Genomic DNA, 14,999 nt, shown 5'->3' with positions numbered 1-14,999 from the left:
ACAGGTGGCATTCGTCCTGGCAGATCGGCGTTTGAGACACTGGAGGGCGTGACTGTTACCGCGGAGGCGAAGAACCAGCTGGCGATCGGGCCGTATCCGGTCGATCCGCCGGTGGTGCTGGCGCCGATGGCGGGCATCACCAACCTCGCTTTTCGCAAGCTGTGCCGCGAGTTCGGCAGCTCCAGCACCATCTACGTCTGCGAGATGATCACCGCGCGGGCCGTGGTGGAGCGCAACGAGAAGACGCTGCACATGATGTCCTTCGACGCCGACGAGCACCCGCGCTCGATGCAGCTCTACGGCGTCGACCCGCCCACGCTCGCCGAAGCGGTGCGGATCATCGTCGGCGAGGGCTGGGCCGATCACATCGACACCAACTTCGGCTGCCCCGTCCCCAAGGTCACCCGGCTCGGCGGCGGCTCCGCGCTGCCCTACAAGCGCAAGCTGTTCCGCGACATCGTCCGCTCGATGGTGCGCGCGGCGGAACCGGCCGGGGTGCCGGTGACGGTGAAGTTCCGGATCGGCATCGACGACGAGCACCTGACCTACCTGGACGCGGGCCGGATCGCCGAGGAAGAGGGCGCCAAGGCCGTCGCGCTGCACGCGCGCACCGCCGCGCAGCGGTACTCGGGCGAGGCGGACTGGACTGCGATCGCGCGGCTGAAGGAAGCCGTCACGACGATCCCGGTGCTCGGCAACGGCGATATCTTCTCCGCCGCCGACGCGGTGCGCATGATGGCCGAAACCGGTTGCGACGGAGTGGTGGTCGGGCGCGGCTGCCTGGGCCGGCCGTGGCTGTTCGGTGAACTCCAGGCGGCGCTGCGCGGTCAACCGCTGCCGGAAGCGCCGAACCTGGGCCGGGTCGGCGAGATCCTCTACCGGCACGGCGCGCTGCTGTCCGAGCACCTCGGCGAGGAGAAGGCCATGCGCGATCTGCGCAAGCACATGGCCTGGTATCTGATGGGCTTCCCGGTCGGCGCGGACCTACGTCGCTCCTTCGCCTCGATCTCGGGTCTGGCGGAGTTGCGGGGCCTGGTCGATCAGCTGGATCCGAGCGCACCGTTCCCCCGGGACGCCGAGGGTCCGCGCGGCAGGCAGGGTTCGCCCGGCAAGGTGGCGCTACCGCACGGCTGGCTCGACGACCCGGAGGATCCGACGGTGCCAGCGGGCGCCGACGTCATGCACAGCGGCGGCTGACCTACCGGCCTTTCACTGTCGGGCAGATCACACTCCCGAACCGAATGGGCGGTCCGCCCATTCGGTAGCGCCCTGATCAGGGGTAGTCGATCCAGCAAACTCGGACTCGTGGCAACGCCTCAGCATCGGCGATACGACTCGGCCGATCGCTAATATTCAGCAAACGAGCGGCGGGTCTACGGAAAAAAGCACGGCAGCTTCTGCGATTTCGGACTCGGCTGGCTCGTCGTGGCGGAATCGTTATCATTGGCGGAATCGGTCATGCCGGGTCGGGCTCGGCCCAGGCGACGACGAAGACGAAAAGCGAGGTTCGTTGGTGGGTGACGATCGGCACGGGCAAGCGCCACGGCCCGGAGATCGCGCCCCGTGGGAGCGCTATCCCACGGCGGATGACACCGAACGAGACGGCTCCACCACGTCCCGTCGCGCCCGGCACACGGATACCACGGCCGAATCCGGCAACGCGCCACTGACGGTCCAGGACCTCGTCCAGAAGGTCGACTCCGAACGCGGTGGCCGCCGGCGCCGCGCCGACGGCGGCGCGCGGGCCGCCCGGCGCACCGAGCCCGCGCCCGCCCATCCCGCCGAGCGTGGGCCGCGCGGACCGGAATCGGCGCCCCGCGCGGGCGGATCGGGCGCACGGCCGAACGAATCTTCCGGCCGCCCCGCCGATCCCGCACCGCGGCAGAGCGAGCGAACCACCCGTCCAGCTTCTTCTGCGCAACGTCCGGTCCAGCCCCCGAAGGCCGCCGCCCCGGCCCCCGGACGAAACCCCGGCAACCAGCCCGCCACATCCGCGGACACCGCGCGCCCGGCCACCGGCCGGCAGCGCGGCGTGGCGCGGCCCTCCGCCGTCGTCGACGACATCGCGGGCACACCCGGCGCCGGCGTACCCAGCGCCGCGGGCAAGCGGCCCGAGCGTCGCGGCCCCGCGAAGAAGAACGCCCGGCGCGAGAAGCCGGAAGAGGTCACCGACGTGATGGCCCCGGTCGCCGAGGCCGCCGAGCCGGCCGAAACCAAGCGCACCGGCATGTCCTGGCCGACCACCGGCAAGTCCAAGGCCGCACCCAAAACCGTTGGCAGCCCGGCACTGTCCCGCCTGGCCGCCAGCAAGCAGCGGCGCACCCGCCGCCTGCGGACCTCCGGCCGCGCGGGCGCGGCCCTGCTCGCCGTGCTGATCCTGCTCGTCACCGGCGGCGGCTGGAGCTATCTGCGCGCCACGAACAACAGCCTCAACCAGATCAGCGCGATCGAGGAGAACCCGCTCGACGTCGTCGACGCCGACCTCCAGTTGGGTGACGAGAACTACCTGATCGTCGGCACCGACACCCGCGCCGGCGTGAACGGCAAGATGGGCGCGGGCACGCTCGACGACGCCGAGGGCGCCCGCGCCGACACCGTCATGCTGGTGCACATCCCGAAGAACCGGAAACGTGTTGTCGCGGTGTCGTTTCCCCGCGACCTGGACGTGACGCGCCCGCAGTGCAACGGCTGGGACAACGACAAGGGCGAATACACCAAAGAGGTCTTCCCCTCCGCCATCGGCGACAAGCTGAACGCGGTCTACGCCCTGGCCGGGCCCAAGTGCCTGGTCAACGTCGTCCGCAAGATGACCGGCCTGACCATCAGCCACTTCATCGGCATCGACTTCGCCGGGTTCCAGGCCATGGTCGACACCATGAACGGCGTCGAGGTCTGCGCGCCCAAGCCGATCCAGGACGGCGTGCTCGGCACGGTGCTGGAGAAGGCAGGCAAGCAGGTGGTCAATGGCGAGACCGCGCTGAACTACGTGCGGGCCCGCCACGTCTACGGCGAGGAGCGCAGCGACTACGACCGGATCAGCCGGCAGCAGCGCTTCATGGCCTCGCTGCTGCGCAGCATGCTGTCGAGCCGGGTGCTGTTCAATCCGGACACCTTCAACAAATTGATCGGCGCGTTCCGGGAGCACACCTTCGTCGACGGGGTCACCACCAACGATCTGGTGACACTGGGCCGGTCCCTGCAAAAAGTAGAGGCGGGGGCGGTCACCTTCCTCACCATCCCGACCGCGGGCACCACCTCCTACGGCAACGAGATCCCGCGCGAGACCGACATCAAGGCGATCTTCAGCGCGGTCCGCGACGACCGCCCGCTGCCCGGTGAGAAGACGGCGGAGCCGATCAGCTCGAGCCCCGCGGCGCCGCCCGCCCCGCCCACCTACACCGCGGTCGACCCGGACACCGTCTCGCTGCTGGTCTCCAACGGCTCCGACATCCAGGGCCGGGCGTTGCAGGTCGCGAACAAGCTGGGCAACCAGGGCTTCAACATCTACAGCACGACCAACTACTCCGGCGGCGTCTCGCAGACCACGAAGGTCCGGTTCGCCCCGGGCCACGAGGCCGAGGCAGCCACCGTGGCCACCGCCATCCCCGGCGCGAGCCTGGAAGCCGATACCGAGCTCGGCAGCGTCATCGAGGTCGTGCTCGGCAAGGACTTCACCGGGACCATCCGCTCGGCCGTCCCGGTCGGCGATCCGATCACCAACGTGCCCACCACCACGGCGCCGAACGCCACCACCGTGGCGCTGCCCTCGGACCTGGAACACGTCAACGCGGCCGACGACACCTGCAAGTAGCACCGAGCATTTACCCACTGTTGGTGACGACGTCAGCAGTGGGAACTACTGTTCAGTTCCATGCGTGTCATCTACAACGAGCAAATGGCCGATCTTGCCCACCTGCTGGGCGAGATGGCCGGATTGGCCGGTTCGGCCATGGAACGGGCCACCCAGTCGCTGCTCCAGGCCGATCTCTCCCTGGCCGAGCAGGTGATCGGTGAGGGCGACCGGATCGCCGACATGATCACCGACGCCGAGGAGCGCGCGTTCGCGCTGCTGGCCCTGCAGGCCCCCGTGGCGGGCGATCTGCGGCAGGTGGTCAGTGCCATCCAGATCGTCAACGACGTGAACCGGATGGGCGCCCTGGCGCTGCACGTCGCCAAGACCACCCGGCGCCGTCACCCGAACCCCGCCCTGCCCGAATCGGTGCACGGCTACTTCGCCGAGATGGGCCGCATCGCGGTGAACATGGGCGCCGGCGCCAAGGAGGTGCTGGAGACCCGCGATCCCGAGCGCGCCGCCCAGCTCAACCAGGACGACGAAGCGATGGACGACCTGCACAAGCACCTGTTCACGCTGCTGATGGACCGGGACTGGAAGGACGGCGTCGCCGCCGCCGTCGACGTCACCCTGCTCGGCCGCTACTACGAGCGCTTCGCCGACCACGCCGTCGAGATCGGCCGCCGCGTCATCTTCCTGGTCACCGGCGTGCTGCCCCCGGACACCGACCCGGAACCCGTTGTCTGACAATCCGTTCCCATGACACGCGAAAGGCCCGCGCAGTGCGCGGGCCTTTCGTCTGTCTGCCGATCGGAGTCGCGGGCCTAGCCGAAGCGGCCGGAGATGTAATCCTCGGTGGCCTTCTTGCCCGGGTTGGAGAAGATCTTCTCGGTGTCGTCGATCTCGACCAGCTTGCCGGGCTTGCCCTGGGCCTCCAGGTTGAAGAAGCCGGTCTGGTCACTCACGCGCGCGGCCTGCTGCATGTTGTGCGTGACGATGACGATGGTGAATTCCTTCTTCAGCTCGGTGATCAGGTCCTCGATCGCCAGCGTGGAGATCGGGTCCAGGGCCGAACAGGGCTCGTCCATGAGCAGCACGTCCGGCGAGACCGCGATGGCGCGGGCGATGCACAGACGCTGCTGCTGACCACCGGAGAGGCCGCCACCCGGCTTGTCCAGGCGGTCCTTGACCTCGTTCCAGAGGTTCGCGCCGCGCAGCGAGCGCTCGGCGACCTCGTCGAGCTCCTTCTTGTTGCGCACGCCCTGCAACTTCAGCCCGGCCACCACGTTGTCGCGGATCGACATGGTGGGGAACGGGTTCGGGCGCTGGAACACCATGCCGATGGTGCGGCGCACACCCACCGGGTCGATGGCCGACCCGTAGATGTCCTCGCCGTCCAGGGCCACCACGCCCTCGACGCGGGCGTTCGGGGTCACCTCGTGCATGCGGTTCAACGAGCGCAGCACGGTGGACTTACCGCAACCCGAGGGACCGATGAAGGCGGTCACGCTGCGCGGCAGCACGGTCAGCGAGACATCGGCCACGGCGTGGAAGCTGCCGTAGTAGATGTTGAGGTCTTTGACGTCGATCCGCTTGGCCATCTTCAGATTCCTATCGGTTCCGCGTGAGCAGCTTGTTGACGACTCCGGCCGCCGCGTACAGCAGCGCGATGAGCAGGATCAGCGTCAGGGCGGCGCCCCAGACCCGTTCCCGGCCGGCGGCTTCGGGGTTGGCCAGCTCCTGGTAGATCAGCAGCGGCAGCGAGGCCATGTTGCCGTCGAAGAGATTGCTGTTGATCGACTTGGCGTAGCCGACCAGCACCAGCACCGGCGCGGTCTCACCCATGACGCGGGCCAGGGAGAGCAGGATGCCGGAGATCATGCCGGGCAGCGCGGTCGGCACCACCACCTTGACGATGGTCTTCCACTTCGGGATACCCAGCGCGTAGGACGCCTCGCGCAATTCATCGGGAACCAGCTTGAGCATTTCCTCGGTGCTGCGCACCACCACCGGCAGCATCAGCAGCACCATGGCCAGCGACACCGCGAACGCGCTCTGCGGGAAGCCGAGGGTGGCGATCCACAGCGCGAAGATGAACAGCGCGGCCACGATCGAGGGGACGCCCGCGAGGATGTCGACCATGAAGGTGGTGACCTTGGCCAGCCGGCCGCGGCCGTACTCGACCAGGTAGATCGCCGCCATCACGCCCAGCGGCACCGCGATCACCGCGGCCACCGCCGTCTGCACGATGGTGCCGTAGATGGCGTGGTAGACACCGCCGCCGACCTGGTCGGGCAGGATGCCCTTCTGCGAATTGGTCCACCAGGTCGCCGAGGTGACCGCCCCGATGCCCTTGCTGACCACCATCCACAGCACCCACACCAGCGGGATCATCGCGATGGCGAAGCAGGTGGCGAAGGCGGCGGTGGCGAGGTTGTTCTTGATCCGGCGCGAGGTGCTCACGTGCCGGAAGGTCGGAGCCTTGATCGGCTTCTCGAGCGTGGTCGTGGTGGCCATTACTGGTTGACCTTTCCGCCGGCCGCGAGCCGCGCCAGCGCGTTGACCACGAAGGTCAGCGCGAACAGCACGAAGCCCGCCGCGATGTAGGCGCCGGTGGGCAGCGGGGAGCTGAATTCCGAAGCCGCCGAGGCGATCTTCGAGGCGAAGGTGTAGCCGCCGTCGAACAGCGACCAGTGCCCGGCCTGCGCGGCGGTGCGCAGCACGACGAGCACCGCGATGGTCTCGCCGAGCGCGCGGCCCAGGCCCAGCATGGAGCCGGCGATGACGCCGCTGCGGCCGTAGGGCAGCACGGTCATCCGGACGACTTCCCACTTGGTGGCGCCGAGCGCCTGCGCGGCCTCGATGTGCGCGCGCGGCGTCAGGTTGAAGACCTCACGCGAGACCGAGGTGATGATCGGCAGGATCATCACCGCGAGCACCACGCCCGCGACGAAGATGGTGCCGCCGCCGCTGATCGAGACGTTGCCGTCGGCGAACAGCGGGAACCAGCCCAGGTTCTCGTTGAGGAAGGTCTGCACCGGATCCAGCTGCGGCGCCAGCACCAGGAAGCCCCACAGGCCGAACACGATGGACGGCACCGCCGCCAGCAGGTCGACCAGGGTGGCGAAGGGCCGGGCCACCGACTTCGGCGCGTAGTGGGTCAGGAACAGCGCGATGCCCACGCCGATCGGCACCGCGATCACCAGCGCGAACACCGCACTCAGCACCGTGACCATGAACAGGTCCTTGATGCCGAAGCGCAGGTCGTTCGCGTCGGTGGTCTTGAACTCGGTACTGGTGAAGAAGTTGACCTCGTCCGCCCTGAGCGAGGGGACCGCGCGGATCAGCAGGAACAGTGCGATCAACGCGATGGCGGCGACGATGATGGCGCCCGCCGCCGTCGCGAGCGACCGGAAGATCCGCTCGGCTCGCTGACTGTGTGGACGCCGGACCGCGACGGCCGCACCCGGTTCGGGCGCGTCCTTCGTGAGATTCACGTCGTCTTTCGGTTCGCTCGACATATGCGCAGTATCTCCGGCCGCGGCCGGGCCCGTCGAGTTCGACGAGCCCGGTGCGGTCACCTCAGGGTGCACGGTCATGACTTTCGGATCAGATCAGGAGATGGCGTTGATCGCGGTGGTCAGGCGGGTCTTGAACTTGTCGGGGATCGGGATGTACCCGTTCTCCTCCAGGCCCTTCTGGCCGTTGCTGGTGGCCGAGGTCAGGAACGCCTTGACCGCCTTGGCGGTGTCCGCGTCGCTGTACTTCGAGCACACGATCTCGTAGGTCGGCATCATGATCGGGTAGGAACCCGCCGCGGTCGGCTTGTAGAACGAGGTGGTGTCCAGGATCAGGTCGTTGCCCTCACCCTTGATCTTCACACCGTCGATGGCCTTGCCCGCGGTTTCGACGGTCAGCTTCACCGGGGTCTTGTCCGCCGAGGTGACGATCTGCGCGACCGAGAGGTTCTGCGCCTTGGCGAAGGACCACTCGTTGTAGGTGACCGAGCCCTTGGTGGCCTTGATCGCGGCCGAGGTGCCCTCGTTGCCCTTGGCGCCCTCACCGACACCGCCGTTGAAGATCTTGCCCGCGCCCTTGCCCCAGGCGCCGTCGGAGGCGGCGTCGAGGTAGAGCTGGAAGTTGTCGGTGGTGCCCGACTCGTCGGAGCGGGAGATCACGTTGATCTTGTCCGAGGGCAGCTTGGCGCTCGGGTTGAGCGCCTTGATCTCGGGGGCATCCCAGGTGGCGATGGCGCCGTTGAAGATCTTGGCGGCGGTCGGGCCGTCCAGCACGAGGTCGGTGACGCCGTCGACGTTGTAGGTGATGGCGACGGGGCCGAACACGACCGGCAGGTTCCAGGCCGGCGAGGCGCAGCGCTGCTCGGCCTTGGCCGGCTCTTCCTTCTTCGCGCTCAGGGGGGAATCCGAGCCGCCGAAGTCGGTCTGGTTGCCGATGAACTCGTTGACGCCCGCACCGGAACCGCTGGAGGTGTAGTTGAGGGTGTAGCCGTCGCAGTTGGCCTCGTAGGCGGCCACGAAACGCTCCATGGCGTTCTTCTGCGAGGAGGCGCCACTGGCCTTGAGGGCCTTCTTGCCGGCGCACTGCACGTCGGAGTTGACGGCGGTGCCACTACCGGCACCGGTGTTGTCGTCGCTGCCACAGGCGGCGAGCGGCATGGCAACGGCGGCCAGCACACCGACAAGGGCGCTACTGCGCTTGAACTTCACTATTCCTCCGGGGAAATCCACACGCCCGGTCCCTCACCGGCCCGGGCGATATTGAAGGCGGCCGTTGCCACCCACAGCTAACGTAGGGTCGCCCGGTTGACAGTCAGCCGGAGCTGGGTGAACGGAAAGTGAACAGCCCGGCGCGATTCCGCTGGCGCGCTGTGACGTTTGCCGCAGTGTTACTCCGCGGCGTAGGCGACGTCGATGTGCGCGGGGGAGAAACCGAGTTTCGTGTAGGTGTTGACCGCGGCCTTGTTGTCGGCCTCGGTGTAGAGCAGGACCGCGCCGAGCTCGCGGTCGCGCAGGTAGTGCAGGCCCGCGAGGGTGAGCAGGCGGCCGAGGCCGCGGCCCTGGGCGGCCGGATCGATGCCGACGACGTAGACCTCGCCGATCGGTGGTTGCTCGTCGAGGTGCACTTTGGTCCAGTGGAAGCCGAGGATGCGGGCCGGGTCGGCGGGATCGGCGGCGATGAACAGACCGTTCGGGTCGAACCAGGCGGATTCGCGGCGGGCCGCGATGTCGCTTTCGGTCCAGGCGCCCTGTTCCGGGTGCCACGCGAACGCGGCTCCGTTCACTCGCAGCAACTCCGCATCGTCGGCAGGTCCGCCATAGGTGCGGAGCAGGATGTCCTCGGGCACCGCCAGTTCCGGTAACTCGGGGGTAGCCAGCGAGCGGCGCATCTGCCAGAGTTCGCGGGCGGTCCGCAGGCCCAGGCGTGCGGCGACGGCCTTGGCGGCGGGGCGATCACCGTGCGCCCAGACCCGGGTGCCGGGGCCGCCGGCCGCGAGCGCGGCCGCGACCAGCTCGGCGCCGATGCCCTGACCACGGAAGCGCGGGTCGACCGCGACCTCGGCCATCGCCGGATGCTCGTCGTGCCCCGGAACGAGATTGGCGTAGCCGGTCACGTTGTCCGCCCGCAGCGCGAGCAGATGGCGGGCGGCGGCGTCGGCGGTCAGCGACAGCACCGCCTGCTCGGAGACGGGTGCGACGCCGTCCTCGGCGCTCGCGCGCTCGAGCAGATCCTGCACCCGCGCCGCGACCTCGTCGGACAGCCGTTCGGACCACTGCAACGCCGCACCGCTCACGGCCGACCCCTTTCGCGTTCGCGCGGCACCGGGCGTGCGCGCCTGTTGTCCTACAGCACCGCCCACGCGCGCGGCATTCCGCGCCCGCCTACTGCGAGGAGTTCTTGACCGGGGTGCGCGGCGCCTCGTCCTCGGCGTCGTCTTCCTGGAACACCGGCTCGCCCTTGCTGGCCGTGCGCGACGGGCGCACCGCCTTGTAGCCGACGTTGCGCACCGTGCCGATCAGCGATTCGTATTCGCTGCCGAGCTTGGCGCGCAGGCGCCGCACGTGCACGTCGACGGTGCGGGTGCCGCCGAAGAAGTCGTAGCCCCAGACCTCTTGCAGCAGCTGGGCCCGGGTGAACACCCGGCCGGCGTGCTGTGCGAGGTACTTGAGCAGCTCGAATTCCTTGTAGGTCAGATCGAGCGGGCGACCGCGCAAGCGCGCGGTGTAGGTGCCCTCGTCGATCACCAGCTCACCCAGGGTGATCTTGCCGGTGTTCTCCGGGCTCGCCACGCCGCCGTTGCGCCCGACCAGCAGGCGCAGGCGGGCGTCGAGTTCGGCGGGACCGGTCCCGGGCAGCAGGATGTCGTCCAGACCCCAGTCGGCGTTCACGGCCACCAGGCCGCCCTCGGTCAGCACGGCCACCACGGGCACCGACGAACCGGTGCTCCCCAGCAAACGGCACAGACCGCGCGCGGCGGCCAGGTCCGTCCGTGCGTCGACGAGCGCGACGTCGGCCGTGCCAGCTTCCAAAAGTGACGCCACCTCGGTCGGTGCCGGCCGCACATTGTGCGCAAGCAGCGCCAAGGAGGGCAGTACCGATTCGGGGTTGGGGTCGGAGGTCAGCAGGAGCAGCTCCACAAGCCCTCCTCCCATCTCGTAGCCATAGCCACGCAAGTCATCAGCAACACTGCTGTCGGCCTCGTCGCTGATCGCGGGTAATCGGATGCAAGATTAGCGTGTGAACCCCCGAGACCACGTGCACCGGGTGACCGTTATGCCAGGAACGACACAGTTCCCGCCGCAAACGCGTCGCCGGATAGGGTTTCCGTCATGCGCAAGCTGATCATCGGGTTGCTGGTACTCGCGGGGCTGGCCGTGGTCGTCGACTTCACCGCCGCCGCCTACTCGGAGTACCGCGTCTCCCGCGCGCTGCGCGCCGGCGCCGATCTCACCGCCGATCCGGAGGTGACGATCCACGGCTTCCCGTTCCTGGGCCAGGCCATGGACGGCGTCTACCAGAACATCGACATCAAGGCGCGCTACATGCGGCCCGACATCCCCGGCGAGATTTCAGTCGAGGCAAACCTGCGCGAGGCGCATCTCCCGTTCCGGGAACTGGCCGACGGCAACGTGCGCCACGTCGCCGTGGACCGGGTGACCGCGACCATGCGCGTCGAACCGGTCGAGCTCGGCCGCCTATTCAAAATCCCTGACCTGCAGGTTCATTCACGGCCCGCGGACAAGTCCGACGGCACCGGCGGTTCCGGCGGCTCCGGCATGACCACGGCGGGCGCGCTGGTGCTCACCGGCACGCTGCCGTCGAGTTTCAATCTGACCGATGTCTACGGCAAGCCGCTCGGCGGAGAGACGGTGAAAGTGAAGGCCGACCTGTTGCTCGACGGCGACCAGGTGAAGATCGTCGCCAATGGCTTCTATGTCGAGAAGAGCTCGGATCCCAACCCCGCCGCGCGCATCCCGGAGGCGGATCAGGCGGTGGTGCTGGAGCGGTTCACCCACACCATCAACACCAAGGAACTGCCCTTCGGCATGGAACCGAAGCGGGTGTACGCGCTGGGTGGTCAGATCGTCATCGAGGGCGAGACCGAGAACGTCGTGATCGATCTGGACCGGTTGCAGGGATCATGATCGAAATCACAATTCTGGTCGTCGTCTTCCTGGCCGCCGTCGCGGTCGGTCTGGTGTGGCAGCGCCGCCAAGGCAAGGTGCGCCGGACCGAGACGCCGCCGGTGACGGCGGCCCCGGACCGGGCGGCCCTGCTCGCCGCCGCCGGATTCACCGGGTCCGGCCCGCTGGTGCTGCATTTCTCGGCCGACTGGTGCGGCCCGTGCGCGGCGGTGCGCCGGGTGGTTGCCACGGTGGCCGGGGAACTGGCGGGCACGGACCGCCCGCCGCAGGATCTCGAGGTCGACATCGACGCCGAAGCGGTGCTCGCCCGCGAGCTGAACGTGCTGTCGCTGCCGACCACATTCCTCTTCGACGCCGAGGGCAACGAGCGCTTCCGCATCTCCGGCGTACCCAAGGCGGCCGACCTGCGCACCGCGCTGGCGCCGCTGACCGTCTGAAAAATTTTGCGGCAGTGCGGGTTCCCGCGGAAAATCGTGCGCCGGGACCCGGTGAAACCCGGTACCTGCGCACACTCGGCGAAGTGTGACGAACCCCCGGTCCAATTCTCCGGCCGAACCGGGTAAACTCTTTCTCGTGCAAACCAACCACGAGCTGATGCTCACCCGACGCCGCACAGTTGATCTGTGTCGCCTCGGTGGTTGTTGCTGCCTGTGCGCCTGATCGGTCGGCCTTTCCAGATTTCCTGACGCCGACCTGTTGTCCCTGCTGTGCGTGTGATCTTCGATCCCCCGGCTAATTGGCAACGTCCCCGCTATCAGACACATTCAGCGCAGGAGAAATCCCAATGCCCACTGACACTCGTCAAGCCATACCTCCCGGCAGCGTCGACGTCCGCGGCCCGCGGTTCGCGGCCTGGATCACCAGCGCCGTGCTCGTCCTGGTCCTGGTCTTGGCGGCGGTCGCGCCCGGCGCCGCCGCGGTCCTGATCGGCCTGCAGGCGATCGTCTTCGCGCTCGGCGCCCTGCAGGGCCCGCGCCGCTCTCCCTACGGCCGGATCTACGCGGCGGTCATCGCACCCCGCAACGGCCCGGTAACCGAAACCGAACCCGTGGCGCCGCTACGGTTCGCCCAATTGCTCGGCCTGGTCTTCAGTGCCGTCAGCCTGCTGGGTTTCCTGGCCGGCTCCACCGTGGTCGGCGGGGTGTTCGCCGGCTTCGCCCTGTTCGCCGCGTTCTTGAACGCGGCGTTCGGGATCTGCCTGGGCTGCCAGATCTATCCCTTGGTAGCCCGATTCCGCCGGACCACCCCCGCCCCGGCACCGAACTGACCCTGCACGTCGAAAATTTCTCGAAAGGAACAACATGGCTCGCTCCGATGTCCTGGTCTCCGTTGACTGGGCCGAAGAGAACCTCAATACCCCCGGCGTCGTTTTCGTCGAGGTCGACGAGGACACCTCCGCCTACGACGGCGGCCACATCGAGGGCGCCGTGCGCCTGGACTGGAAGCAGGACCTGCAGGACCAGGTTCGCCGCGATTTCGTGAACCAGGAGCAGTTCTCCGACCTGCTCTCCACCCGCGGCATCGCCAACGACGACACCGTCGTGCTCTACGGCGGCAACAACAACTGGTTCGCGGCCTATGCCTACTGGTACTTCAAGCTCTACGGCCACAACGACGTCAAGCTGCTCGACGGCGGCCGCAAGAAGTGGGAGCTCGACGGCCGCCCGCTCTCGCGGGACGCGGTGAACCGCGAGGTCACCACCTACAAGGCCGCGGCCCCCGACGTCTCGATCCGCGCCTTCCGCGACGAGGTCATCCAGGCCATCGGCACCAAGAACCTGGTCGACGTGCGCAGCCCCGACGAGTTCTCCGGCAAGATCCTGGCGCCCGCGCACCTGCCGCAGGAGCAGAGCCAGCGTCCCGGCCACATCCCCAGCGCGATCAACGTGCCGTGGAGCAAGGCCGCGAACGAGGACGGCACCTTCAAGTCCGACACCGAGCTCACCGAGATCTACGAGGCGGCCGGGCTGGACGGCAACAAGGAAACCATCGCCTACTGCCGCATCGGCGAGCGTTCCTCGCACACCTGGTTCGTGCTGCAGGAGCTGCTCGGCCACAGCAATGTCAAGAACTACGACGGGAGCTGGACCGAGTACGGCTCCCTCGTCGGTGCACCGATCGAGTTGGGAGCGTAGTCAATATGTGTGCAGCACCTACCCAGGGTCAGGCCATTCCCGCGGGCGTCGATGTGGAGAAGGAAACGGTCATCACCGGCCGTGTCCTGAGCACCGACGGCCAGCCGGTGGGCGGCGCGTTCGTGCGCCTGCTCGACGGCAACGGTGATTTCACCGCCGAGGTCGTCGCCTCGGGCACCGGTGATTTCCGGTTCTTCGCGGCTCCGGGCGCGTGGACCGTGCGGGCGCTCTCCTCGGCCGGAAACGGCTCCGCCGAGATTCGCCCCGAGGGCACCGGCATCCATGAGGTGGAAGTCGCCGTCGCGCGCTAACCACCTGTTCAGACGTCTACGACCCCGGAGGTTGCGAACCTCCGGGGTCGTTGCGTTCTCCGGCGCGCCGAGTAGTTAGACTCCAGGGGTGGTCCTCTTCTTCGAAGTACTGCTGGTCCTCTGCTCGGTGCTGATCGCCTGGTTCGGCCTCTACGTCGCCTACCGGCTCTTCACCGAATCATGAGCGAACTCGCGAGCGAAGGTTCCGAACCGGCCGAGCGAGCGAGTGACCAACTGAACGGCAACGGTCAGCCCGCCGCGACGGGTGCTGACGGGGTAGAAACACGCCGCAGCGGCGATCAGGCGGTCGCGCACGCGGCCGAGCGCGCCAAGTCCACGGCCGGCCGCAACATTCCGGTCCTGCCGGATCTGCCGCTGCCCGAGGACACCGCGAACCTGCGTCTCGGCCCCGACCTGAGCGCGTCCATGCTGGCGCTGCTGCCGATGGTCGGCGTGTGGCGCGGCGAGGGCGAAGGCAACGATCCCGAGCGCGGCGACTACCGCTTCGGTCAGCAGGTCATCGTCTCGCACGACGGCGGCGACTATCTGGCCTGGGAGTCACGCTCCTGGGTGATCGACACCGAGGGCGAGTACGCCGGTCCGGATCTGCGGGAGAGCGGTTTCTGGCGGGTCGGCACCGACGCCGACGACGAGGTCATCGAGCTGCTACTCACCCATTCCACCGGCATCGTCGAGCTCTTCTACGGCACGGCCCTGACCCAGTCCTCCTGGGAGCTGGCCACCGATGTGGTCATCCGCTCGCAGTCCGGCATCGTCGTGGGCGGCGCGAAGCGCCTGTACGGCATCGTCGAGGGCGGCGATCTGGCTTACGTCGAGGAGCGGGTCGTCGCCGACGGCCCCTTGCAGCCGCGCCTGTCAGCTCGCCTGCAGCGCTACATCGGCTGACTTTTCTTTCCGAGCTCCGGATATGGGACGACCCCCGAGCCGTCCCGATTCGGATTGCTCCTGCACGGGGCCCGGTCGGACAAGACCGGGGACTCGGGGGCCGGGTGGCTGCTTTGGATTCACCAGCGCTCGCGCGGGGAAAACTCACCTGCAGCGGTGGCGCTAGTGGACAGCCACCTCACGCGTCCGG

15 protein-coding genes are annotated in these 14,999 nt (G+C 68.2%); 9 read left to right on the top strand and 6 right to left on the bottom strand.

Translation table 11 applies throughout. The features are described from left to right. The first annotated feature begins 48 nt into the window (after nt 1–48). The 3 genes from dusB (at nt 49) to phoU (ending at nt 4,540) form a co-directional block, all read left to right on the top strand. Entirely contained in the window at nt 49–1,197 is a 1,149-nt protein-coding gene (dusB, locus tag AB0H76_RS27585) for a tRNA dihydrouridine synthase DusB (RefSeq protein ID WP_357329594.1), read from the top strand. 316 nt (nt 1,198–1,513) lie between these two features. Then, a complete protein-coding gene (locus AB0H76_RS27580; protein WP_357329592.1) occupies nt 1,514–3,811 on the top strand; it encodes an LCP family protein in 2,298 nt (765 codons plus the stop codon). A gap of 60 nt (nt 3,812–3,871) precedes the next feature. After that, nucleotides 3,872–4,540 carry a phosphate signaling complex protein PhoU gene (gene phoU, locus AB0H76_RS27575; RefSeq protein WP_357329590.1) on the top strand — a complete coding sequence of 223 codons (669 nt, stop codon included), beginning with the start codon at nt 3,872–3,874 and terminating at the stop codon, nt 4,538–4,540. 77 nt (nt 4,541–4,617) lie between these two features. Here the strand turns inward: phoU and pstB are convergent, their stop codons facing one another. The 6 genes from pstB to AB0H76_RS27545 all read right to left on the bottom strand — a co-directional run bounded on the left by pstB (nt 4,618) and on the right by AB0H76_RS27545 (nt 10,449). Beyond that, nucleotides 4,618–5,394 carry a phosphate ABC transporter ATP-binding protein PstB gene (gene pstB / locus AB0H76_RS27570; RefSeq protein ID WP_357329588.1) on the bottom strand — a complete coding sequence of 259 codons (777 nt, stop codon included), beginning with the start codon at nt 5,392–5,394 and terminating at the stop codon, nt 4,618–4,620. Nucleotides 5,395–5,404: 10 nt separating this feature from the next. Further along, nucleotides 5,405–6,310: a phosphate ABC transporter permease PstA gene (gene pstA, locus AB0H76_RS27565; protein WP_357329586.1), complete on the bottom strand. Its 906-nt coding sequence runs from the start codon at nt 6,308–6,310 to the stop codon at nt 5,405–5,407. After that, nucleotides 6,310–7,392 (bottom strand): phosphate ABC transporter permease subunit PstC, encoded by a 1,083-nt coding sequence (gene pstC, locus AB0H76_RS27560; protein WP_357329584.1) that lies wholly within the window; start codon nt 7,390–7,392, stop codon nt 6,310–6,312. Before pstC ends, pstA begins: the two co-directional genes overlap by 1 nt. Before the next feature lie 15 nt (nt 7,393–7,407). Further along, nucleotides 7,408–8,520 carry a phosphate ABC transporter substrate-binding protein PstS gene (gene pstS, locus AB0H76_RS27555; RefSeq protein WP_357329582.1) on the bottom strand — a complete coding sequence of 371 codons (1,113 nt, stop codon included), beginning with the start codon at nt 8,518–8,520 and terminating at the stop codon, nt 7,408–7,410. 179 nt (nt 8,521–8,699) lie between these two features. Beyond that, nucleotides 8,700–9,605 carry a mycothiol synthase gene (gene mshD, locus AB0H76_RS27550; protein WP_357329580.1) on the bottom strand — a complete coding sequence of 302 codons (906 nt, stop codon included), beginning with the start codon at nt 9,603–9,605 and terminating at the stop codon, nt 8,700–8,702. Between the two features lie 88 nt (nt 9,606–9,693). Continuing rightward, nucleotides 9,694–10,449 carry a response regulator transcription factor gene (locus AB0H76_RS27545; RefSeq protein WP_357329579.1) on the bottom strand — a complete coding sequence of 252 codons (756 nt, stop codon included), beginning with the start codon at nt 10,447–10,449 and terminating at the stop codon, nt 9,694–9,696. A gap of 192 nt (nt 10,450–10,641) precedes the next feature. Here AB0H76_RS27545 and AB0H76_RS27540 point away from each other — a divergent pair, with 192 nt between their 5' ends. From AB0H76_RS27540 to AB0H76_RS27515, 6 genes are all read left to right on the top strand, one after another. Then, nucleotides 10,642–11,457 carry an LmeA family phospholipid-binding protein gene (locus tag AB0H76_RS27540; RefSeq protein ID WP_357329577.1) on the top strand — a complete coding sequence of 272 codons (816 nt, stop codon included), beginning with the start codon at nt 10,642–10,644 and terminating at the stop codon, nt 11,455–11,457. Next, the gene (locus AB0H76_RS27535) at nt 11,454–11,894 is read left to right on the top strand and encodes a thioredoxin family protein (RefSeq protein ID WP_357329575.1); all 441 of its coding nucleotides are present in this window, start codon (nt 11,454–11,456) and stop codon (nt 11,892–11,894) included. The genes AB0H76_RS27540 and AB0H76_RS27535 overlap by 4 nt, the downstream gene beginning before the upstream one ends. Nucleotides 11,895–12,241: 347 nt before the next feature. Then, entirely contained in the window at nt 12,242–12,724 is a 483-nt protein-coding gene (locus AB0H76_RS27530; protein ID WP_357329572.1) for a DUF4395 domain-containing protein, read from the top strand. A 34-nt stretch (nt 12,725–12,758) separates the two neighbouring features. Beyond that, on the top strand, nt 12,759–13,592 hold the full coding sequence (locus AB0H76_RS27525) for a sulfurtransferase (RefSeq protein ID WP_357329570.1): 834 nt from the start codon (nt 12,759–12,761) through the stop codon (nt 13,590–13,592). A gap of 5 nt (nt 13,593–13,597) precedes the next feature. Beyond that, nucleotides 13,598–13,903, top strand: coding sequence for a DUF1416 domain-containing protein (locus tag AB0H76_RS27520; protein WP_357329568.1), 306 nt, complete (start codon nt 13,598–13,600; stop codon nt 13,901–13,903). A gap of 180 nt (nt 13,904–14,083) precedes the next feature. Next, nucleotides 14,084–14,809, top strand: a complete 726-nt coding sequence (locus AB0H76_RS27515; RefSeq protein ID WP_357329566.1) for an FABP family protein — start codon at nt 14,084–14,086, stop codon at nt 14,807–14,809. The last annotated feature ends 190 nt before the right edge of the window (nt 14,810–14,999 follow it).

Source organism: Nocardia sp. NPDC050712 (genome assembly GCF_040654295.1).
GTDB lineage: Bacteria > Actinomycetota > Actinomycetes > Mycobacteriales > Mycobacteriaceae > Nocardia.
Note: the sequence above shows the minus strand (reverse complement) of the source record. Positions and strands in the feature narration are given on the sequence as shown.

Bases quoted from the DNA above. Each gene is read 5' to 3' on its own strand.
- AB0H76_RS27530 (WP_357329572.1), top strand. From the start codon at position 12,242: ATGCCCACTGACACTCGTCAAGCCATACCTCCCGGCAGCGTCGACGTC.
- AB0H76_RS27540 (WP_357329577.1), top strand. From the start codon at position 10,642: ATGCGCAAGCTGATCATCGGGTTGCTGGTACTCGCGGGGCTGGCCGTG.
- pstB (WP_357329588.1), bottom strand. From the start codon at position 5,394: ATGGCCAAGCGGATCGACGTCAAAGACCTCAACATCTACTACGGCAGC.
- AB0H76_RS27535 (WP_357329575.1), top strand. From the start codon at position 11,454: ATGATCGAAATCACAATTCTGGTCGTCGTCTTCCTGGCCGCCGTCGCG.
- pstA (WP_357329586.1), bottom strand. From the start codon at position 6,310: ATGGCCACCACGACCACGCTCGAGAAGCCGATCAAGGCTCCGACCTTC.
- AB0H76_RS27515 (WP_357329566.1), top strand. From the start codon at position 14,084: ATGAGCGAACTCGCGAGCGAAGGTTCCGAACCGGCCGAGCGAGCGAGT.
- phoU (WP_357329590.1), top strand. From the start codon at position 3,872: ATGCGTGTCATCTACAACGAGCAAATGGCCGATCTTGCCCACCTGCTG.
- pstC (WP_357329584.1), bottom strand. From the start codon at position 7,392: ATGACCGTGCACCCTGAGGTGACCGCACCGGGCTCGTCGAACTCGACG.
- AB0H76_RS27525 (WP_357329570.1), top strand. From the start codon at position 12,759: ATGGCTCGCTCCGATGTCCTGGTCTCCGTTGACTGGGCCGAAGAGAAC.
- AB0H76_RS27520 (WP_357329568.1), top strand. From the start codon at position 13,598: ATGTGTGCAGCACCTACCCAGGGTCAGGCCATTCCCGCGGGCGTCGAT.